Annotated in this window: 23 protein-coding genes; 19 read left to right on the forward strand and 4 right to left on the reverse strand. The window is 64.2% G+C overall.

Going from position 1 to position 21,089, the window contains the following annotated elements:
• The first annotated feature begins 412 nt into the window (after window positions 1-412).
• From ABJK40_RS12585 to ABJK40_RS12595, 3 genes are read left to right on the forward strand one after another with little or no spacing between them, the layout of a single operon-like run.
• On the forward strand, window positions 413-1,012 hold the full coding sequence (locus tag ABJK40_RS12585; protein ID WP_348479463.1) for a hypothetical protein: 600 nt from the start codon (window positions 413-415) through the stop codon (window positions 1,010-1,012).
• Between the two features lie 23 nt (window positions 1,013-1,035).
• Window positions 1,036-1,938: a GIY-YIG nuclease family protein gene (locus ABJK40_RS12590; RefSeq protein ID WP_348479464.1), complete on the forward strand. Its 903-nt coding sequence runs from the start codon at window positions 1,036-1,038 to the stop codon at window positions 1,936-1,938.
• Window positions 1,939-1,951: 13 nt separating this feature from the next.
• Entirely contained in the window at window positions 1,952-2,428 is a 477-nt protein-coding gene (locus tag ABJK40_RS12595) for a hypothetical protein (protein WP_348479465.1), read from the forward strand.
• A gap of 401 nt (window positions 2,429-2,829) precedes the next feature.
• Here the strand turns inward: ABJK40_RS12595 and ABJK40_RS12600 are convergent, their stop codons facing one another.
• On the reverse strand, window positions 2,830-2,988 hold the full coding sequence (locus ABJK40_RS12600) for a helix-turn-helix domain-containing protein (RefSeq protein WP_348510289.1): 159 nt from the start codon (window positions 2,986-2,988) through the stop codon (window positions 2,830-2,832).
• 352 nt (window positions 2,989-3,340) lie between these two features.
• Here ABJK40_RS12600 and ABJK40_RS12605 point away from each other — a divergent pair, with 352 nt between their 5' ends.
• The 16 genes from ABJK40_RS12605 (at window position 3,341) to ABJK40_RS12680 (ending at window position 18,172) form a co-directional block, all read left to right on the forward strand.
• Window positions 3,341-3,739: a hypothetical protein gene (locus ABJK40_RS12605; RefSeq protein ID WP_348479467.1), complete on the forward strand. Its 399-nt coding sequence runs from the start codon at window positions 3,341-3,343 to the stop codon at window positions 3,737-3,739.
• Window positions 3,740-4,657: 918 nt separating this feature from the next.
• The gene (locus tag ABJK40_RS12610) at window positions 4,658-5,158 is read left to right on the forward strand and encodes a prepilin peptidase (RefSeq protein ID WP_348479468.1); all 501 of its coding nucleotides are present in this window, start codon (window positions 4,658-4,660) and stop codon (window positions 5,156-5,158) included.
• Between the two features lie 245 nt (window positions 5,159-5,403).
• A complete protein-coding gene (locus tag ABJK40_RS12615) occupies window positions 5,404-5,982 on the forward strand; it encodes a hypothetical protein (protein ID WP_348510290.1) in 579 nt (192 codons plus the stop codon).
• A gap of 137 nt (window positions 5,983-6,119) precedes the next feature.
• On the forward strand, window positions 6,120-6,998 hold the full coding sequence (locus ABJK40_RS12620) for a hypothetical protein (RefSeq protein WP_348479470.1): 879 nt from the start codon (window positions 6,120-6,122) through the stop codon (window positions 6,996-6,998).
• Between the two features lie 87 nt (window positions 6,999-7,085).
• On the forward strand, window positions 7,086-7,655 hold the full coding sequence (locus tag ABJK40_RS12625) for a hypothetical protein (protein ID WP_348479471.1): 570 nt from the start codon (window positions 7,086-7,088) through the stop codon (window positions 7,653-7,655).
• Between the two features lie 242 nt (window positions 7,656-7,897).
• A complete protein-coding gene (locus ABJK40_RS12630) occupies window positions 7,898-8,422 on the forward strand; it encodes a hypothetical protein (RefSeq protein WP_348479472.1) in 525 nt (174 codons plus the stop codon).
• A complete protein-coding gene (locus tag ABJK40_RS12635) occupies window positions 8,419-9,762 on the forward strand; it encodes an ATPase, T2SS/T4P/T4SS family (RefSeq protein WP_348479473.1) in 1,344 nt (447 codons plus the stop codon). Before ABJK40_RS12630 ends, ABJK40_RS12635 begins: the two co-directional genes overlap by 4 nt.
• A complete protein-coding gene (locus tag ABJK40_RS12640) occupies window positions 9,762-10,613 on the forward strand; it encodes a hypothetical protein (RefSeq protein WP_348479474.1) in 852 nt (283 codons plus the stop codon). The genes ABJK40_RS12635 and ABJK40_RS12640 overlap by 1 nt, the downstream gene beginning before the upstream one ends.
• A gap of 161 nt (window positions 10,614-10,774) precedes the next feature.
• Window positions 10,775-11,512: a type II secretion system F family protein gene (locus ABJK40_RS12645; RefSeq protein ID WP_348510291.1), complete on the forward strand. Its 738-nt coding sequence runs from the start codon at window positions 10,775-10,777 to the stop codon at window positions 11,510-11,512.
• A gap of 29 nt (window positions 11,513-11,541) precedes the next feature.
• Entirely contained in the window at window positions 11,542-11,796 is a 255-nt protein-coding gene (locus ABJK40_RS12650) for a hypothetical protein (protein ID WP_348479476.1), read from the forward strand.
• Window positions 11,797-11,923: 127 nt separating this feature from the next.
• A complete protein-coding gene (locus ABJK40_RS12655) occupies window positions 11,924-12,232 on the forward strand; it encodes a hypothetical protein (protein WP_348510292.1) in 309 nt (102 codons plus the stop codon).
• Between the two features lie 20 nt (window positions 12,233-12,252).
• Entirely contained in the window at window positions 12,253-12,666 is a 414-nt protein-coding gene (locus ABJK40_RS12660; protein ID WP_348479478.1) for a hypothetical protein, read from the forward strand.
• Entirely contained in the window at window positions 12,663-13,061 is a 399-nt protein-coding gene (locus tag ABJK40_RS12665) for a pilus assembly protein TadG-related protein (RefSeq protein ID WP_348479479.1), read from the forward strand. The genes ABJK40_RS12660 and ABJK40_RS12665 overlap by 4 nt, the downstream gene beginning before the upstream one ends.
• On the forward strand, window positions 13,058-16,321 hold the full coding sequence (locus ABJK40_RS12670) for a hypothetical protein (protein ID WP_348479480.1): 3,264 nt from the start codon (window positions 13,058-13,060) through the stop codon (window positions 16,319-16,321). Before ABJK40_RS12665 ends, ABJK40_RS12670 begins: the two co-directional genes overlap by 4 nt.
• A gap of 197 nt (window positions 16,322-16,518) precedes the next feature.
• Window positions 16,519-17,784 carry an ISL3 family transposase gene (locus ABJK40_RS12675; RefSeq protein ID WP_348479481.1) on the forward strand — a complete coding sequence of 422 codons (1,266 nt, stop codon included), beginning with the start codon at window positions 16,519-16,521 and terminating at the stop codon, window positions 17,782-17,784.
• 205 nt (window positions 17,785-17,989) lie between these two features.
• Window positions 17,990-18,172 (forward strand): hypothetical protein, encoded by a 183-nt coding sequence (locus ABJK40_RS12680; RefSeq protein ID WP_348479482.1) that lies wholly within the window; start codon window positions 17,990-17,992, stop codon window positions 18,170-18,172.
• 255 nt (window positions 18,173-18,427) lie between these two features.
• On the opposite strand, the gene ABJK40_RS12685 is transcribed toward ABJK40_RS12680, so the two are convergent.
• Genes ABJK40_RS12685 through ABJK40_RS12695 form a run of 3 tightly spaced genes read right to left on the reverse strand, consistent with a single transcriptional unit; the run spans window position 18,428 to window position 21,049 of the window.
• A complete protein-coding gene (locus ABJK40_RS12685; protein ID WP_348479483.1) occupies window positions 18,428-19,330 on the reverse strand; it encodes an alpha/beta hydrolase in 903 nt (300 codons plus the stop codon).
• Between the two features lie 8 nt (window positions 19,331-19,338).
• Window positions 19,339-20,136 (reverse strand): enoyl-CoA hydratase-related protein, encoded by a 798-nt coding sequence (locus ABJK40_RS12690; protein ID WP_348479484.1) that lies wholly within the window; start codon window positions 20,134-20,136, stop codon window positions 19,339-19,341.
• A 34-nt stretch (window positions 20,137-20,170) separates the two neighbouring features.
• Complete coding sequence (locus tag ABJK40_RS12695) at window positions 20,171-21,049, reverse strand: SDR family NAD(P)-dependent oxidoreductase (protein ID WP_348479485.1); 879 nt, start codon at window positions 21,047-21,049, stop codon at window positions 20,171-20,173.
• Between the last annotated feature and the right edge of the window lie 40 nt (window positions 21,050-21,089).

A 21,089-nucleotide genomic window follows, 5' to 3' on the forward strand; every position in this document is an offset into this window, starting at 1 on the left:
CAACACCGACCGCCTCCACAGCCACTGCGGCGATGTCCCGCCCGACGAGTTCGAAGCAGCGTTCTACGCTGCACAACAGACCGCCCCGACCGGGGTTGGAAACCAATAGAACGAGCCTCCATCAAACCCAGGGCGATTCACTCGAGGGTCTGGTCATGCGTGAGCGCCGCCCCGGCAAAAAGATCGCCAACTGGCTGGCATCCAGACACGAAGCGCGGGCATTGTCCTGACGTACAACCCAGACACGCCCTCCTGGACGGACGCCGAATACGCCGCCGACGTGCAGACCACGTCTACTGGTCACATCGTGCCGGGCCGCTGGAGTACAGGAACCCGCTCATCAGGAATTCGAAACGGTGATCGGGCCTATCTCTTGCGTCAGGTCCGTGATCGCGGGCTCATCGCATCCGGCATGTTCACCTCGGCGATCTACCCTGCAGAGCACTGGGCTGATTCGTCCAGAGAAGCCCGATATGCCGACGTGGAGTGGGACTGCCTGCTCGATCCAGCCGACCGCCTCCCCGTTGAACAACTCATCACCGTCGCGCCGGGAGTGCCTTGGAATCGACTCCAGGGATCGGGCGTCTCGGTTCCCACAGGTGACCTCACTGCGCTCGAGGAGCGGTGGAGTGGGCACGTCGGACACCTTCCGTATGTCTCGCCCGAGGAGGGCAGCGGCGAACTGTTCAGTGAGGGTCGCCGAACTCGGGTCGTCGTCAACCGCTACGAGCGCGATCGCAACGCTCGTGCCGCTTGCCTCGACCACTATGGCTTCCGCTGCCAGGCATGCGACCTGGACTTCTCGGAGATGTACGGCGAGATCGGGGAGGGCTTCATCCACGTTCATCACGTGAACGACATCGCACTTGCCGAAACCGAGTACATGGTCGACCCGATCGCCGACCTCCGACCCGTCTGCCCGAACTGTCATGCGATGCTTCACAAGGCCAGCCCAGCCATGACAGTCCAACAGTTGAAGAAGCACTTGGCCAAGGAGGCTCGTCGTGTGTAGACAACCCGAAGCGACGTCCGCACATGAGTGACCGTCTCGGCGTTTCCATCACGCTCTTCCTCGCCGACGGAACTCCGGATGGGCTACGAATCGTCGAAAAGACCGGATGGTCCGGAATCGGAATGGTGTTCGCGAGGTCTGACCTCGCCGAGGTGAAGACCCGCCCCGAACTCCGCTCCACGGGTGTCTACGTGCTGCTCGGGGACACTGAGGACAGCGGTTTCTCGAAGCGCATCTACATCGGCGAAGGCGACGAGGTTCTGGCGCGGCTCGTCGCCCATCAAGGCAGCGGCAGCAAGGACTTCTGGACGACCACGATCGTGTTCACGTCGAAGGACGCCAACCTGAACAAGGCCCACGCTCGCTACCTCGAGTCGAGGCTCGTCAGCCTGGCGACCGACGCCAAGCGCTCCGAAGTCGCCAACGCGACCATGCCGCAGAGCCCTCCCCTGTCTGAACGGGACCGGGCGGAAGCGGAAGGGTTCCTGCGCGAGATGTTAGTGATCTTCCCTGTTCTCGGCCTCGACGCGTTTGAGCGGGCCGATGAAGTCGTATCCGCTCGTCCTGACGCCAATTTGCGCTACACGTTCTCCGAGCGTGGAGCCGCAGGGGAGGGGGCCGACCGCCCAGACGGTTTCGCTGTTTTCGCCGGTTCCGTCGCCGCAGCAGACGAAACACCATCTTGCCCTCCGTTCCTTCGGCGACTCCGCCAAACGTTGCGGCAAGAAGGCGTGTTCGCATCGCTGAACGGACAGGTCGTTCTCCAACAGGACTATGTGTTCGCATCGCCATCGACCGCTGGGGGAGTGTTGAGTGGAAGCTCGGTCAACGGCCGGACCACGTGGGTCCGACCAGACGGTGTCTCCTTGAAGCAGCATCAGCAGCGCATGGCTCAGGACGAGCCGGTCAACGAACTTGATGAATGACGATCTCAAATGCGTGTCGGTCGGCGATCTTCTGGCCAGGTACTCGACGATCCTCGATGAACTCGAGCGACGCAACGTCATTCGCGCGAGGAACGCGCCTGCTGGCGACCACGCAGAAAGGCTGTGCGCCCGCGCGCTCGGCGGTTCTCTGCTGGCCAACTCGCAGAAGTCGGCTGATGTCGTGTTTGACGATGGCACCACGGTGCAGGTCAAGTGCCGAGTCGTCTCCGACCCGATTCGGACGGGGGAGCGGCAGATGTCGGTCTTCCGCTCGTGGAACTTCGAACTTGCGGCGTTCGTCCTGCTCGACAGATCGAGCTACCGCGTGCGTCACGGGGTGCTTCTGCCAGCACACATCGTCGAATCGAGTGCTCGCAGCGTTGGCCACGTCAACGGTCACCGCTTCATCCTCAACGGGCCGATGCTGAATCACCCGGACGCTCAAGACATCACCGAAGCACTCCGCTCAGCGGCCGACGCTCACGCCTGAGCACTTCAACGGTGTTCGGCGCCATGCGAGCTCGGTCGCCGGATCTGGGCGATTTCTACCAGTGGGGGACTGGTATTTCTACCAATCCCCCTAGGTGGAGCTGGGGGGAATGGAATCCTCGTCGACAGCGGATTACATAGTGCCTGGTAGGAGGCGCTTTACTACCCGTCGCGGATTCGTGGGGGAGTTACCGGGGGAGTAACGGAGCTAGCGGCGAAAGTAGCGCACGCTGATGGCGTCACCACCACAGGGGAGGAGCCGCTCAGGTCTCGCGGCGGTGGGACTCCTGGGTTCCGGCGGCCCATTGGTAGCACCTCGAGTTCACTCGCCATCAAACGCGAGACACGGCAGCGACTGGTGGATGGTCGCCCCGACCTTTCCGCGCAGCCCCTCTATCTACCTCAGTCGTCGATGCGTTCGGTGACGAAGGCCTCGAGTTGAGCGATCGAGAACCGGACGCTACGGCCGATGCGGATCGGGACGAGCTCGTCGCGCCAGACGAGTTGGTAGACCGACGTGCGACTGATCGCCAGGATCTCTGCGGCGCCTTCGATGTTCACGAGAAGAGGCTGGCCAGGCTGCCCGGCGGTGGCCGCGGATGCGCCGTCGGGCAAGTTGACGTGGTTTGTCGAGCGACTCACGACTGCACCTCCGCCATGTACGCAAAGGCGGCCCGGAGGACTTCGATTCGTCCATCATGACGGTGAGCGGGAATCGCACCTTCTCGGATGAGCCGAAAGGTCGACTCCTTCGTGATGTCGAGTAGAGCCGCTGTCTGAGCGACGGTGAGCGTGCGAGAGCGGCGCCCACGGCGAGATGGGGATCGGAGAGCGGCGAGTTTTGACGTCTTCGGTTGCATGGTTGCCTCCTGGCGGACTGATTGGCTAGTGATCCCAACAGGCCCCGTCGGAGGTGGACCGTTACAAAGAAGTTGCCAAGGCGATCCGGCTCTTCCCCTCTGACGAGCGGCGGACTACGGTCGAGGACGAGATGAATTCAGTGAGTGGGGCTGATCCCGAGGCCCTTGCGACCACGATCAATTTCGTGCGGGCGCGAGACCAGATCGAGGCGCTTGAGCTTCCGCCGACAGTGAAGGCTCGCGCCCTGTGGGTGTACATCGGGCTTTCGGAGATGGCCGAGCCCGACGGGTCAGTTGGCCCGCTTGCTACGGACTTCATCCCGCGCCTCGAATTGAATCGGGCGTCGTGGACGACCTACCGCGATGTCTTGACCAATGCAGGGCTCATCACGAGTGAACGCGACGGACGGACTCGACCGGTTCACATTGTGCTCCCGGTGAAAGTGGGTTGATCTGTCGGCGCTGGGCGCTCGCACTCGAAGAAATTCTGTAACGATTGGGTCACTTCGGGGCCTGTTGGGGTTGTGTTCGAGCATTCAGGATCGCGATGGGGAGTGGTCCCCCTTGCACGAGGTGTTAATCAGTTATACGTTTTCGCTATGTCGACTCTCGGTAGTCGCAGGCGCTCGTTGGGTGCGCCGGACCTCGGGTCCGAGCGTGTGGGTGCCGTACGGCCCGATCCAAGGTCACACCACTGTCGAGTCGTCGGACGGTACGCCGATCCGGCCGTCGCCTTCCGTGTAGACCGAATTCGGAACGTGCGATCTGCGTTGTCGATCCACTCGCGTGCGTTCGGGATGCCAGCTCGTCGGTCTGCTGGATCGCTCGTCTTTGCCGACCACCTCCTCGTCGACGAAGGCGCAGCGATGACGCTGTCATGCGTTCCGAGTAGGTTCGCCCGCAATCTGGCATTGGTCGGGTGCGGCGTACTCCTTGGAGTGCCGGGACTGATGGCAGTTGAGATGAGTCGTGCCGCAGTCGGCCCCGCACGAGTGGCGGTTGCTGCGGGCATTGCGTTGGCGAGCCTGCTCGGACTGGTGGAGTGTCTTCGGTGTGTTCTGCTCGGCTTCCGGTGGAAGTGCCAATCCGAGCCGACGTTCGAGATCGCCAACCTGTGTGCGTGGCCGTCGGGACGCGGGAGCGGGCGGCAACTGCTGATTGATGTGTGCGATGCGGCTGACAGTGCTTCGGTCGAGTTGGTTCTGCGGGTCCGGCCAGACAACGACTGCGCGATCGAGCTGTACCGCCGGAGCGGCTTCGTGCCGACATGCCAGGCTGATGCGCAAAGCCTCGAACGAATGGTCCGGGTTCCACACCCAGGTGTGGCCTGTGTCGCGAGTCCATACCGGCCCGAAGTTCCGTTCGGAGTCGTGTGCGTCGTCCTCATCGCCGTGGTCGCCTGGTCTTTCGGGTCGACGAACTCCGATCTGCTTGCCCACCTCTGTCTCGTCGCTGGTCTCGGCGCGCTCGCTCGTGCATCACTCGTCGACATCCGGGAGCTGCGCCTCCCGAACTTCTGGACAGCGTTCGCACTCATCAGCGGAGTTGCCGGGAGCGTCGTGGGCTCGTCGGGGCCGAGCGCTCTCCTCGGCATCATCGTGTCCGCCGTTCCGTTCCTTCTCCTCCACCTCCTCGATCCCAGCGCATTGGGGTTCGGTGATGTGAAGTTCGCTGCAGCGGCCGGAGCCGTCATTGCCATCGTCTGGTGGCCGGCTGCGTCTGTGATCGCCGTCGTCGCCTTGGCCTCGGCGTTGGTCGTGCGCCTCGTCCGGCCGAGTGGTCCGAGAGCGTTCGGCCCGAACCTGATGGCTGGAACGCTCTTTGCGTCCCTCGTCGCCACGTCCCTCGTCAGCAAAGGAATTGTCACGTGAGAACCTCCGCCCACCTGCTTTGCGTCTCGCTCCTCGCCGTCCTTGCTGCGTGCAGTAGCAGCGATGCCGCCACACCGGAGGAGACAGCTCCACCGCCGAGTCGGGCGTCCACGACGGTTGATTCGGACCCTGCCGAAACGTCAACGCCACCAGCACCGACCGAACCGCCGACGACGACCGAGACGAGTGAGCAATCCGCGACGATCGAGACTCCTGCTCCGACCGATGTCGAGACGTCCACGACCGTGGCGAACGGAGGCGGCTTCTTGCCGGAGGAACTCGGCCCACGGGTCGACTCCGTGCCGGGCGTCAACTCTGCTGGCGAGATCACGCAGTTGCTGGACGGCGTGTGGATCTTCGTGGCGACCGAGCCGGACCCAGCCGACGCCAACGTCGTCCCCCCGCTGCCGGAGGACGCCGAGATCCTCGCCGCCTACGCCGAAGCCCAAGGCGCGTACCACGAGCAGGCCTCCCAATCCCCGCTCGACCCGCAGCCTGGCGAAGCGATGCAGGCCAGCTTTGCGGACGCTGGACAACGGTTGGCGGACAACGTGCTCATTCCTGAGCGCGAGGCCGGCCGGCACCTTGACCTCAGCGACGGGATCGTCTTGCGTCCGGTCGTGGTCGCTGATCCCCGCTCGGAAACGGAGGCATTCATCTTCGACTGCCAACTCGACGGGACCGTCTTCGTCAACGAGGACGGCTCGCTGCCGGAGGGCACGACGCGAGGCGTTCGTGAGTTCCCGCAGATCGCTTCGGTCATCCTGCAAGACGGGGAGTGGATCGTTGATCGACTGACTCGAGATGAGCGAGCGTGCGTGTAGCAACTGCCTCTCTCGTCGCATGTGTCGCCCTCGCGGTGAGCTCGACGGTCGCGTTCGCCGGCCCCGATGACGGCGGAGGCGGTCCGCCTCTCATTCCGGGTTCGCGTCAGGTTCACATTCGGAACTCATCAGGAGGGATGGGCGTATTCACGTCGATTCCGAGTGGTTCGGCGTTCCGATCGCACGGAGGTGGCGCAGCGGCGGAGTGTGAGGGCGTCGCCGAGGGTGATGATCCCGAGACGATCGACGTGGTCGAGGATCAGCGGCCGATTCGGTCGACCAGGTGGATCTTCATCGAGGGCATCGTGGTTGAGGTTCCGCTTCCAATCGACTTCGATGCGTACGAGCCAGAGGGGCCGTCGTTGGCCGAGATCACGCGCACGTTCTCGGTGTACTGCGCGGACACGTTCTACAGCGCGAACTTCAAGGGCTTCATCGAGGTCGCCGCAACTGACCCGATGCTCGATCCGCGGACGCAGTTGGCGAGCTTGTACAACGGCCTGCAGCTCGAGGAGTTGGCGGTCTACGAGAACAAGGTGGTCGGCGAGTGGGGTGGTCTCGTGGTGCGGTCGCCGGCGTGGTTGGCGATCAACGGGTCGGCGTGGAGGACGCAGCGTTCGAACCCGGAGTACTACCGAGGTTGGACGTTGTACCTGATCACGGTGCCGACGGCGTTGGACTTCGAGGTCGTGTTCGTGCCTGACCCCGATCGTCCATCGACACCGTTCTCCGGCGTGATCCCATGCGTCGCCGGTGAGGACGACTTCCCGAGAGTGGAGAACTCCGAGTTCCCGTCTCGGCCGAACGCTCTGGCGGACTTCGCCGAGCCGGGCAGCAATCAGGATTGCGAGTGGACGCCGCCGGGACCTGGCGAGGTGACAATCACTGCGCGTCAGACGTTCGCCGTGTCGTTCTGGGCGTCGGGCGCGGTGGAGCCGCAGCCGGTCTACGTGTGGGAATCGCCGCCGGTGTCGTTCCGGGTCGGCGAGTTGGTGGCGGTGAATGTCAATGACTGACCAGGAGAGGGTGCGATGACCGACACGCTGTTACCACCGAAGCAGAGGTTGACGCCGAAGCCGTCGTCGCCTCGGCCGAAGGTCCGAATGTCGTGGCTGCTCGTCGCGACCGGGCTGTTCCTGTTCGTGATCCTGCTCGTGTTGTGGGCGGTGTCGAACGCGTCCGAGCGGACCGAGGTGCTCGTCGTGATCGAGCCGGTTGCCGCTGGTGACTTGATTCCGAACTCTGCGATCGGGACGACTGCGATCTCGACGGAGGAGGGTTTCGGTCGGATCTACGTCGCCTCTCAGCGTGACGTGCTGGTCGATGCGGTGGCGCTGACCGATCTGGTGCCGGGCGATCTGCTGGGTCCGTCATCGGTGACTGGTGAACCGGAAACGCTGTTGGGTGAGCAGTTGGTCGGTGTGGTGTTGCGGTCGGGCAGGTATCCGACCGAGATGCAGCGGGACGATGTCGGCGTCGCGGTGTCGACGCTCGACCGCGAATCGGCGGAGCCAGCATCGGTGCCGGTTCGGATCGTGTCGGTGTCGATCTCCGAAACGCTCGAAGCGTCGGTGACCATGGCCGTAGCGATCGAGGACGCCCCACTGGTCGGTACGTGGGCTGGGCAGGACGAGATGGTGCTGGTCATCACACCGTTCGGAGCCGAGCAATGACCGTCATCGCGGTGACCTCATGGCGGGGCGTCGGAACGTCCACGACGGGATTGCTCCTGGCTGCGGCCGTTGCTGCGTCGGGGAGCGAGGCGTGGTTCGTCGAGGCTGACTCTGCCGGGGGAGTGCTAGCGAGTCGCGCCGAGGGGCTGGATACGTCGGGCGGGTTGGAGAGGGTTGCATTCGCCGGGTCGGAAGAGCCGGCGCATCGTTCGCTGGCCGGATGTGCTCGTCGGCTCGGGCAGGTGAACGTTGTGACTGGTTCGTGGGATCCGTTCCAGGCGTGGTCGACGATCGCGTCACCGCGTCGACCGTGGGTCGCTGCGCTCGGGCGGCTGGACGGCACGGTCGTGGTCGATGTTGGTTCGATGCGGGGTGGCAACGTGCCGGCCTGGCGCATACTCGACGTCGCCGACGTCGTGGTGGTGGTGGCGACACCCGAGCCGGCCTCGTTGACCTCGACTGTCTCGTGGATCGACTCGAAGGGACAGACGTCGCCGGGACTCGCTGGACTGTCGACACACCCGCGTCTGGTCGTCGTCGACGCTCCGCTGACGACGGGGGAGCGGTTCGGACCTGACGTAGCGGGTGAACTCGGTGATCGTCTCGTTGGCTGGTGGCCGTGGGAGCCGAAGGTGATCGATCACATCCATCGCGGCGGGGGCCTCGACCATCGTTCGATCCGTCGCTTCGCACTCCCACGTGCCGCGCACGCAACGCTTGAGTCGCTGCTCGGCCAGACCCGAGTGCAAGAGGCGGTGTCGGTATGAGCGCCGTGACCGACGCAATGCTCGAGACACTGGCCCAGGAGGTCCGTCGCGACCACGGGCACCGTCTGCCGATGAAGGGGCGTGACGAGACGGCCGAGGAAACCCAGTTGCGTGAGGAACGCACGCGGCTCGTATTGGAGCGCGACGTGCTTGCCGAGGTCGCAGAGGCTCGCCGCGATGGCCGGCTCGAACCGTTGTCGGAGGCTGACGAGACGGAGGTGATCGATCGGATCATCGCTGGCCTGTTCACGATCCCGAAGCTCATGGGTGCGCTGCGGAATCCGAACGTGACCGACATTTTGGTGTTCGGCTCGGCACCGGTCCGGGTCGAGTCGCTCGACGGCACGATCGTGGAGTCAGCTCCGATGGTGTCTCGCGACCGTGATCTGGAGCGGATCATCTACGACATCTCGGTCCAGCACGGCCGGCCGTTCAACATCGAGAATCACGAGGTCGATTTCGAACTCGAACCTGGCGTCCGATTCCATGCAGGAGGCTTCGATCCGGTGCAGCGCCCGTACATCGCGATCCGGCGCGCAGCGATTTTCGGCGCTTCGTTCGATGCGCTGTACGACCGCGGTGCAGCCGATGTGGGGATCATCGAGTTCCTCCGTGCCGGTGTGCGCGCTGGGTTGGGGATCCTGTTCGTCGGGCCGATGGGGTCGGGGAAAACGACGTGGCTGCGGGCGACGGCGTGGGAGATCGACCCGACCGAAGTAATCACGACGATCGAGTCGGACTTCGAGCTGAACATCTTGCAGATGGGCAAACACCCCTACGTCATCGCCTACCAGGAACGGCTCCCGACGACGATCGACTCGAAGGGCTACACGCCGGCCGAAGCAATGCGCCCGGCAATGCGAACCCGTGCGCATTGGATCATCGTCGGAGAGGTCCGTGGCGGCGAGGGAGCGCCCCTTGTCCGGGCAATGCAGACGGGTCAAGGCGCGATGGGAACCGTGCATGGCGGCGACTCCGAGGATGCGCTCGACAACCTGGTCAACCTGATCGCTTCAGATTCGGGCCAGCACGCCCGCGACGTGAAGACACAGGTATACCGAGCAGTGGACATCGTCGTGTCGCTCGACGGCTCGAACTCCGAGGGCCGCTACGTGTCCGAGATCGTCGCGCCGTCCGTGGAGAACGCCGGCGAGCGCTACGTGCTTCACCGGATCTTCGGTGAGGTCGACGGAGCGCCGGATGCTCGTGCTCGGGCGCTCAACGAACCTCAGGTATCCATGATGCGCAAGCTGGTGCGCCGGTCGCCCGGATTCTCGAATCAGTGGTGGACGTTGCCCGAAGACACCTACAAGCCGCTCGACTTCAGCGGAGGACACTGATGTCCGCGCTGCCCATCGCCCTTGTCGCCGGGCTCCTGGCAGCGCTCGCCGTGGGAGCGGTGTATTTCGCGTTCAACCCGCCTACGCCGTCGTCCGGTCCAAAGCGTTCGATGTCGGCGAACAGTCAGCGCGATCTGCTCGCCGCCGTCGTGGTTGGTGGTGTAGTGCTGTTCCTGACGCGTTGGCCGACCGCAGCGGTCGCTGTGACTGCGTTCGTTGTGTCGTGGCGATGGTTGTTCGCGACGTCGGAAACAAAGGTGGAACGGGCGAAGGTCGAAGCGATCGCACAGTGGCTCGAGGACCTCCGTGACGTGGTTCGCCGTTCGAGCGTGGCGATCGAGAAGGCAGTCGAACTCGTCGCCGAAGACTTCACCGGCGTCCTTGCCGAGCCGATGAACCGATTCGCTCTGCGGCGCCGGCAAGGGGTCCGTCTTCCCGAGGCGCTCGCGGGGCTCGCCGAAGACATTGCCCATCCGACCGCCGATGCTGCTGTCGCTGCGATTGTTCTCGTCGTTGGCGGAGCAGCGGGTGGCGGGCGGATCTACGACACGCTCGATGAACTCTCTGCTGCTGCGCGTGACGAGATGCGTGCTCGCGACGAGATCGACCGAACCCGTCGCATCTTCCAACGCGCAATGCGCCGGCTCGTCAGCCTCACGATCCTGTTCGTTGGTGGCCTCGCCATCTTCGCGTCAGACCTGTTGTCGCCCTATCGGACGGTGCCGGGTCAGATCTGGCTGCTGATCCCGTGCGGTATGTGGGCGACGTGCCTCGTCTGGTTGCGCCGGCTCACCCGCTACGACCTCGGCGCCCGCTACCGGCTCCGCCTCCCCGAGGACGTGACGTCATGAGCATGTGGAACACCGCTGTCCTCTCGGGCATCGTCGCGCTGCTCGGCGTGTACTCGATGATCCGAGCGTTTCGTCGTCCGAGACTCACGCTGCGTGCGGTGCGAGCGCGTGTAGAACGGCCTCACGGCGAGAGAACATCGCGACGGGTGAACAGCAGAACGATGTCGTCGAGGATCGGGGACGCGCTGGCGTCGGGTCCGCTGGGTCGCGTCGTGGACGAAAGGCTGGGCAAGTCCCTTCGCCTCGCGGGGCTCACCGTGCCTCAAGTGCTCGGCCAAGTCGTGGCTGCCGTGTTCGTTTCGACGCTGACGATGGCGATGCTCGTCTCGTTCCTCGTCACCACCGGGTCAGTGTCGCCATCGCCGTTGCTCGGTCTGCTTTGCGTTGGGGTCGTGGCGCTGTTTGGTTGGCGTGTCGTCGCCGACGCACGGGCCAGGGCGATTCGTCGGCAGCGGGCGTTGCGGCGGGTGGTAAACGATTTCGTCCAACTGCTCGCGATCGCGTTGACGACGAATCGTTCGGTCGAGGACTCGATCTCGTTCGCCGCCGACGCCGGGGACGGCGACGGTTTCGACCTGCTCCGTCAGACGATCTCGACAGCACAGCCGATGGGCATCAGCGTGTGGGACGCCCTCACTGCAATGGCCGAAACCTACGACCTACCCGAACTCCGAGGGCTCACGACGTCACTGCAACGCCAGGCCGGGGTCGGTGTCTCGGTCGCAGCGACCATCCGGTCCGAGGCGAAGTCGATGCGCGACAAGCAACTCTCCGACCTCAAGGACCGCGCCGACAAGGCCAACTCGAACCTCTCACTTCCGACGATGGGGATGGTCTTCGGAATGGTCATGTTCCTCGCCTACCCGATCATGCGCCAGATCTCTGACGCCTTCGCCTGAACACCCACACCAACAAGGAGAACACCGCAATGCCCACCAACACCACCCGTCACGCATCGACTGCCATTGCGGTCTGGCTGACCCTCGCCTATCAGCACGGCCGAGAACGAGCCGGCCACGTCTGGGCTCGCCTCAGCGACGAGTCCGGAGTCGAAGACGCTCCATCGAAGCTGATCTACCTCGCCGTCGCGGTCGCCGTGGCGATCGCTGCGGGCATCTTCATCATCGGCGTCTTCAATGATGCCCAGTCGGGCGTGCCCGACCCGGTCGCACCCTCCCCGTGAGCGGTGCCAGATGACGCCGGCGACCATGAATCGAAACGGTCAATCGGGTCGACCGGTTCCGTCGCGTCTCCGGGGAGATCGGGGAGCGATCGACGGCGGGTTCGAGATCATGTTCGGTTCGGTCGCGATGATCTGCTTCGTTCTGATCATCGTCGAGTCGGTCAGTTTCTGGCATGCGCGCAACGTGTTCGACGAAGCAGCAGCAGAGGGCGTCCGCGTCGCCGCAGCGTTCGACGGCACCTGTACGGCAGGCACCTCCACGGCCCAGTCCCTTCTTGATCGACGAGCTGGAGGATGGTCGTCGGGTGTGCAGGTGTTGTGCTCGGAGACGAACGGGATCGTGACGGTCACCATCACCGGGACAACCCCCGGCGTGCTGTTCGACAGCGCCGGGTTCCGAGCATCCGTCACCGAGTCAGCACCGAGGGAGCAATGAGACGCCCGGCGAGCAGAACCGTGCCTCGAGATGCTGGCTTCGTCAACGCCGTCGAGGTCGTCTATCTCGGCATTGCCGCGCTCGTCGCGATCACCTTCCTCGGGTTCATCGGCAGACTCTCGGCAGCCGGCGTACAGGTCACCAACGCATCACAAGATGCAGCACGCGCCGCCGCCATCGCACGTGACCCAAACGAGGCCCGCACCGCTGCCGACGCCGCAGTGCAACGATCCGGACTGCCCGGCCGCTGCCTCGGCGATCCATCGGCCTCGATGAGTTGGAACCCGTCCGACCTCGGCACGTGGCAAGGCGGAACAGTCACCGTCACCGTTTCGTGCAACGTCTCCAACCAGGCACTCACCGGTGTCTGGACCCCCGGCGAACGCACCGTCACGGTCAGCGACACCCAAGTCGTCGAGAGGTTCCGCAGATGAGTTGTCGCCGCATCCGGAACGATCAGGGTTCGGCGTCCGTCGGACTCGTGCTGCTCGTGGTGATCGTCATTGCAGGGGCTGGACTGATCTTCGACGGCGCCCGCTACCTCTCGGCCGAACGACATGCCTCGAACACCGCCGAGGGCGCTGCACGCGCCGCCGTTGCCACCGGATCACCCAGCGACGGCCTGCAAGCCGCGGACGCACGCCAAGCCGCAGTTGATCACGCCACCGCCCTCGGCGTGCCGGCCAGCGACGTCAGCGTGTCGTTCCCGACACGGGACACCGTTGTCGTCGCAATCACCGAACGGCGATCGACCACGTTCGCGAAGTTCGCCGGCGCATCACAGATCGTCGCCACGGCGCAGGGCCGCGCCCGACTGGAGTACTCATGAACCACCCCCGACAACTCGCTGTGCGCGTCGGTGCGTCGCTCACCTTGCTCGTCTTGATCATCGTGCCGCCCGTGTTGGTCGTTCGTCTGATCGGCCGGCCATGGCCCGAATGGGCGGTATTGCGCAGCGAGGTCAACAGCGGTCGACTGACCAACGACACCACGATGCGGATCGCTGCTGCCATGTTCGTGGTGATCTGGATCTGGGCGATGATCCAAGTCGCCTCCGAAGTCTTCGCCATCATCCGAGCACGCTCTGCGCCGATCGACCGACCCAAACGTGCGCCGCTATCGATGCCGACGGGTGGAAACGGAATCCTGCACAGGCTGGTTCGTATCGCGCTTCTCGGCTCGGTCACGACCGCTGCAACGGTGTCGAGCTGGTCGAGTGCTGGCACTGCCGCTGCGCCGCCATCGGCGCACCTCGTAAACCCACTCGATCCAACCGCGACAGCACCGGCCGACCCGACCGAGAGCGCCCCGACCGAGCCCACCACGACGACAGTCCTCACGACCGGGCGCGAGACTCCTCTCTCGCTTGCGGTCGATCTCGGCGACGAAACACTTCGCGATGACATCATCGCGATGAACCGGTCGAGCGAGTGGTCAGGTGGGGTCTTTCCGGCCGGAACCCTGGTCACGGTCCCCGTCGTTGCCGGGGCTGCAGCCACGGCCTCGTCCACCGCGCCTGGTCTTGTCACCGAATACGAGGTGCAGGCCAACGACGGGATGTGGGATGTCGCCGAAGCCATCCTTGGCGACGGTTCACTTCACCACGAACTTCGCGAACAACTCATCGGCCAAGAGGTCGCACCCGGCGTCATCTTCGACAACGACACCTGGGTCATCCATCCCGGTTGGGTGTTCACCGCACCAAGCGTCCAGCCGAGCAACGCTGCCCAGATCAGTACGTACACGGTCGTCGAAGGTGACACGCTCGCGGGTATCGCCGAGCGCCATCTCGGCCACCCGGACCGGTGGACCGAACTGTGGGAACTGAACGCCAACCAACCGATGAACGACGGCCAGACTTTCACCGACCCCAACCTCATCATGCCCGGCTGGAACCTCACCCTTGAAGCCGTCGAGGCGCAGGTTAATGATGAGCCGACCATCGTAGAGCAGCCGGTACCGACCTTGCCCGCGCCGATCCCAGACGACGCGGAACTCGACGAACCGTCGTTGCCGACCAATGTCGAGATCGTCCCCGAACTCGCATTGCCAGCGCCCTCAACCGTCCCGCCTCGGGCAACGGCGCCCGTGCCTTCGTCGGCACCCGCTGAGGTGGTGCCTGTGCCGGGCAGCAGCGCGCCCGCCGCCGACGAGGATTCGAGTAACGAGTTCGAGTCCGTCTTCGCCGACGAGCAGCGATCGGTCTGGCCGACACTCGCTGCCGGACTGCTCCTCCTCACCGGCCTCGCCGAGACCGCCCGCCGACTGCGCCGCCGACGCATGGCAAACGTGCCGGTCGGTGAACGACCCGTCGAACCGCCGTCCGTCGCAGCAGGCACGGAACTCGCCATCACCCAGCGAGAAGACGCCGACCGTCTCTCCACGCTGCGGACTCTGCTCCGACAATTCACGCCATACGCACGCGAGTACGCCGAACCGCCACCGGTTCGGGCTGTTCAACTCGGCACCGACCGCCTCGAACTCCTCTTCACCCAACCCGCCCCGTCACCGCCGAGCGGATGGTCGAGTGTCGACGGCGGCCGGTCGTGGACGCATCGGTTCGAAGGCGACGCCACGGATACATCGCGCCAACTCCTCACGCCGGCACTCGTGACCATCGGTACTCGCAACGACAGCGACGGCCACGAAGTGCTGCTCGACCTCGAAACAGCGGCGCGTGTAGCGATCGTCGGTGACCGAGAAGCGGCGCTCGGACTGGCCCGATCGATGGTGCTCGAACTTGCCACCCGACCACTCGGTGTCCCCATCGATGTCTGCCTCGTCGGGCTACACGTTGACTCCACTGACCTGTGCGACCGGGTCTGGACGAACACGACCGTTGAACGCTCGATCTCTGCCGCTCGCCAGATGCTCGCACTCCACGGAACTGGCGACGCCGACACGATCACTGCCGCACGCGCTCGACTCGACGAAGACGACGGCGACCACGACCCCCAGATCTTCATCATCGATTGCGCAGCACTCAGCACCACCGAGCAGACGTTGCTCGAAGAACTCATGAAACTCTGCCAACCATCGTCCGGAAACGCTGTGGTGCTGATCGGAGAACACGGCGACGCCATCGAGCGGATCACGGTCGAAGGAGAGACTGGATGCTGGGAACAGGTCGAACTTCGAGTCCCCAACGTCACCCTCGAAGCTGCTGCCCAAGCGGCGGTAATGCTCGACTCGGCCGCCCACGGACCCACCGAACCACTACCTCGAACGCAGACGACCGACGCGAGTCCGACCGGTCATCCTTCAAACTCCGGGTTGGAGTCGCCCACTCATGTCGATGCCACCGCCGCGATTCCCGGACCGGAACTCGAGCAAGAGGAACCAATCGACGACGAGCAATACGAACCGCCGCCGTACGAGGTACTCATCAAGGTCATGGGCACCGTCGAGGTCGACGGTGGCGATCGCAAGTTCAGCTCCCAAGAAGTCGAGATGCTCGCGCTGTTCACTTGCCTACGGCACCGGTCGATGCTCACCAAAGACCTAGTCCAAACGAACGTCGGCGAAGAGATCAGCGACCGCACCGCCGGCAACCGAGTCTCCGGACTCCGACGCACGCTCGGCGCCGGACCCGATGGCTTGGACCTGCTCTCGAAGGCCCAGGCCGGCCGCTACTCCAACGGCGCCATGCAACTCAGCCATCTCGTACTCACCGACTACGACCTCCTCCGCCACCGCTACGACGCATCACTCGACATGACCTCATTCGATGCGATCAACGTCCTCCGAGACGGTCTGCCACTCCTTCGTGGCCCGCTGTTCCGGGTTCGATCCGGGTACCGATGGGTCAGCCCGGAAGGGATCACCAGCCAGTTGCAGAGTGGCGTGATCGACTACGCCGCACGACTGATGGAACTCGCCATGGAAGTGGACGACATCGCTCTCGTCCTCAAAGCCACGAGCATCGCCGGCTGCGTGCTCGACGACCCGATGGTCGAACTCCCGATCCGCAACGTCGAGAAGCACTACGCCGACGCCACCGGTAGCCCCGAACTCGCCCAATCCGTCCTCGCTGCCAAGCACCGGTTCATGGAATACGTCAACACCGAAGACGCACTGGCGGAGGGATAGCCAACGCACATTTGCCGGACGCCGCCGGATCGTCGGTTGGACCGAGACGACTGGAGCATTATCGGCGCTTCGGATCTGGGCGTGAGTTCGGTCTGATCGGGTAGGTGATCCCGGGCGCGACACAGGGGCTCTGCGAGTCTGACGGTGTCTAACGTCGTCGAACCCGGGAGCCCCTGTTGGAGACCAATCCTACGCGCATGTGCGAAGCCCTTGTCGGGTTGCCCGACGTCAACGTCGACGGCGTGGGTGACTGGCCGAGATGGCTGCGAATCGCGATCACCACGCGCGCTCAACGACCGTCGTGTCCGACGTGTGCGGGCGCGGTGTGGCGTCACGACGACCTCGACGTCGAGCTGGTCGATCTGCCGTGCTTCGAACGGCGAACCCGCCTGGTCTGGTCGAAGTCGAGGTGGCGATGCCCGAACCCGAACTGCGAAGTCGTCACGTTCGTCGAGTCCGACCATCGCATCGCTGCCGACCGTGCTGGGATGACGGATCGTGCGGGTCGGTGGGCGACGTTCCAGGTCGGCCATCACGGCCGAGCAGTATCGGAGGTCGCGGCCGATCTCGGCTGCGACTGGCACACGGTGATGGACGCCGTGAACCACCACGGCCGACCGTTGATCGACGACCCGAACCGCATCGGCAAGACCGTCGCGGTCGGGCTCGACGAGGTGCTGTTCTGTCGCGAAGGCAAGTTCAAACACCGGCTGTGGTCGACCCAAGTCGTCGATGTCGCACGCGGCCAACTCCTCGACGTCGTGCCTGGTCGTGACGCTGCGAGCTGTTGTCGATGGTTCGCTGATCAGCCCGTCGAGTGGTCAGCGCGGATCGTGTGGGCGACGTTGGACCTGTCGGGTTCGTATCGGTCGGTGTTCGACACGATGCTCCCGCACGCCGTCCAGATCGCGGACCCGTTCCATGTCGTGAAGCTCGCCAACTTCGTGCTCGACGAAGTCCGCCGACGCGTGCAGAACGAGACGTGTGGCCATCGCGGTCGCAAGACCGATCCGCTCTACCGGTCTCGCAAGTTGATGACCATCGCGCACGAGCGTCTCGATGACGAGTCGAACCTGAAACTGGTCGGGCTACTCGAGGCCGGCGACCCGAAAGGCGAGGTCCGCAACGCATGGCACGCCAAGGAAGTCGTCAGATCCCTATACGCGATCGACGATGCCGAGGTGGCTGTCGAGTTCGTCGCCCAGCTCGGCATCGATCTCCAAGACCAGTCCTGCCCACCAGAGATCCGCCGCCTCGGACGAACCATCACCACGTGGCGCCACCAGATCGCCGCGTGGCACCAAGCGAGATTCACGAACGGGCCCACCGAGGCCGTCAATAACTTGATCAAGAGGGTGAAGCGTGTCGCGTTCGGGATCACGAACTGGACCAACTACCGCACCCGATCACTGCTCTACGCCGGCAAACCCGACTGGTCGCTCCTCGACCTCAACTCACGCTGAAATCCGAAGCACCGCATTATCGAGCTTGACGTTCGCGTAACGCCGGATCCCGGACGGGTCTTCAGCCGTCGCTGCGCCGCGAATATCGAGCGCTGCAGTTGGGCGTGGTGCAGCGCGGTTCGGGCCCGACGGACGGTGAATATGCGCTGGCGATATCGAGTGGATCAGCGACGACGGCGCGGCGAGACTCCCTCACGTGCTTGTGATGATCGATCTCGACAACACGCTGGCGGAGCGGGAGACAGCCTTACGTCGATGGGCTCAGGAGTTCTCCCACCAACGCGAGCTGCCCTCGGGCGCCGCCAACTGGATCGCAACGATCGACGAGGACGGGTACGCCGACCGCCGAGCCGTGTTCGAGGCAATCAGATCGGGACACGAACTGTAGACTCGATCGACCAACTCCTCGTCGCGTACCCATCGCGAATCGTCGAACTCACGACGCTTTGCGAGGGTGCACGTTCCTGCCTCACCGCCCTTCGCAACGACGGTCACCTCCTCGTCATCGTGGCAAACGGATCAAGCCAGCAGCAGCATGCGAAGACCGACGCACTCGAGTCGTTCCATTGTCCTCACGTCACCCGGCCCCGACGAGGTCATGGTCGCCTCGCCTCTGTGAGCGATCAGGCTGGGGGATCGATGGTCAAAGACCTGTATTCGAGCGTTTCGAGGCGTGAGCTGCATTGAGGAAGCCGGCGACTGCGTTGGTGAACGCGTCGTTGTCGTCGCCGGCAACCATGTGGCCAGCACCGCGAATGTCGACGTATGCGGCGTTGGGGAGACGGGCACGGAACTCTTCGGCGACCTCTTCGGAGACCAGGTCTGACTGCTGGCCGCGCACGAGCAGGATCGGGCCCTCGACCGCGTCAGCCCCTTCGTACATTTCAAGTGCCATGCGGTCCATGCGGTCTTGAAACCCCGTTGGTGACGCGCTGTTCTGTTCCTGTCGCCACGTGACGAACTTGGGATCCCAACGCCAGGCCCAGCGGCCGTTGTCGCTCTGTCGGAGCACGCGCTCAAGTCCGGCTGACGAGCGTGGCTTGTCGCGGTGAGGGTTGTAGCCGGCTATTGCGGTAGCTGCTTCGTCGAGATCAGCAAATCCGTCGGGATGGGCCGACATGAACTTCATGATGCGCGCAACGCCGTCGAGATTCATGCGCGGTGTGACGTCGACGAGTACCACGCTTGCAAAGAGCTGGTGGTGAGCGAACCGTTGTGCGAGGAGCGAACTCATGCCGCCCATGGAGGCGCCGACGACGGCTGGGGGTTCGGGCATGGTGGCCACGATTTCGACGATGTCACGACCGAAGTCCTGCATGTCGTATCGGCCGGTTGGCGACCAATCGCTGTCGCCATGCCCGCGTGAGTCGACGGCTGTGACGCGGAACCCCTTGGCTGCGAGCACTTCACCAGTGTTCTTCCAGGCGTGACGGCTCTGCCCGCCGCCGTGTAGCAACAACACGTCGGGGCCGTCGTCGGGTCCCCAGCGGTCGGCGACGAGAGACAGGTCGTCGTGTGAACGGAATTGAATGGGTGTTGTGTGCATCGGGTCTCTCAGGTGGAGGTTTTGAAGTTGGCACGGTCGGGGAGTGGGAGCACCCACGAGGCGGGTCGTCGTTCAAGGAATGCCGTCATTCCCTCCCTGGCCTCGCTGGTTTCGAAGAGTTGAGCGGACAGTTGTGATGTCCACGCGAAGGCGTCGGCGGTCGACATCGTCGGCACATCGTTCAATACCTGCTTGGCCGTCGCCAACGCGTCCGGACTGGCGGCGAGCAGGTCGGCAATGATCGCGTCGATCCCGGCGTCGAGTTGATCGCGCGGGACTGCGGCATTGACAAGCCCAATCCGGGCGGCCTCGGTGCCATCAAAGCGATTGCCACGCAGGAACGTGGACCGGGCGTCGGCGGTGCGGAGCTTGGGGAGACAGACGACGGAGATCATGGCTGGCGCCACGCCGATACGGACTTCGGTGAAGCCGAATTTGACGTCGTCGATTGTGACCGAGATGTCCATCGCAGCGGCGAGGCCCATTCCTCCTGCGACGCAATGGCCGGCGATCCGGCCCACATATGGCTTGGGGGAGTTGGCGAATCGTCCGAAGAGTTGCATCGGGTCGATGAGAGCCCCAGGAACGTCTGTGCTACTTGATCGCTCGGACAGGTTGGCTCCAGCGCAGAACGCTCGCCCTTCGTTGGTGAGGATGATGACGCGGACGTCGTCGTCGGCTTCAGCGGCGTCGAAAGCCGCCACCATCTCCGCGACGAGTTGGCGGCCGAGGGCGTTGCGGTGCTCGTCGTCGCACAGCGTGACGGTGCAGACCCCTCCGCGGGTTTCACTTCGCACGACCGACATCAGGCCGCTCCCGGCGGTGCTTGGAGTGTCGGTCTCACTGGGGACCGCCGAGTGGCGAGGGTTGACGATCTTCGACGATGTCGTTCATCCGGGTTCGCACACGCTCATGCGTGGACTCGGGGTGGGTGAGGATGTAGAAACGCTCGTCGATGATGGCATCGAAGACATCGTTCGCGACGGCGTCGGGCGTGATCATCCCGTTGAACGATGAACTCGCGTCACGGCGGGCTTGCTTGTCAACCCGGCTCATCATCCCCTCGAGGCTCGCCGATACTTGATCGTCGGCTGTGGCGGTCAGGTCGGGCGGACGGTTGCGCTGTGACTCGAAGATGTTGGTCGACACCAACCCGGGACACAGTACGGACACTCCGATGTCGTGCCCGGCGATCGCCAGGTCGCGTGCGAGGGTCTCACTCATCGTCACCACGCTGTGCTTGGAGACGTTGTACGCGGCCAGGTTCGGTATCGAGATGAGACCTGCCATCGAAGCCGTGTTCACGACGTGCGCCGGTAGACCCTGCTCGATCATCAGTGGCACGAATACCCGGATCCCGTGAATCACACCCCACAGGTTGACTCCGAGCACCCATTCCCAGTCGGCGGTCGAGTGGGTCCAGATCGGACCGCCGATTCCCACGCCGGCGTTGTTGTGCAGAATGTGTACAGCCCCAAACTTGGCGATGGTCAGATCGGCGAGTGCCTGGACTGAGTCGCCGTCGGATACATCGCAGCGAACGCCGAGTACTGCATGGCCGGCTCGGCCGAAGTCGTCAACGGTTTGGTCGAGGGCGCCCTGTTCGATGTCGGCAATCACCACGTTGGCACCAGCCGCGGCGAAGCGAGCCGCGACAGCGCGTCCGATTCCGCTTGCGCCGCCAGTCACCACGGCGACCTTGCCTGCGACATTCTTCATGTTGAGCCTCTCGTGGTTGATCGGGTCCTCGTTGCTGTGG

Source organism: Ilumatobacter sp., assembly GCF_039969435.1.
GTDB lineage: Bacteria > Actinomycetota > Acidimicrobiia > Acidimicrobiales > Ilumatobacteraceae > Ilumatobacter_A.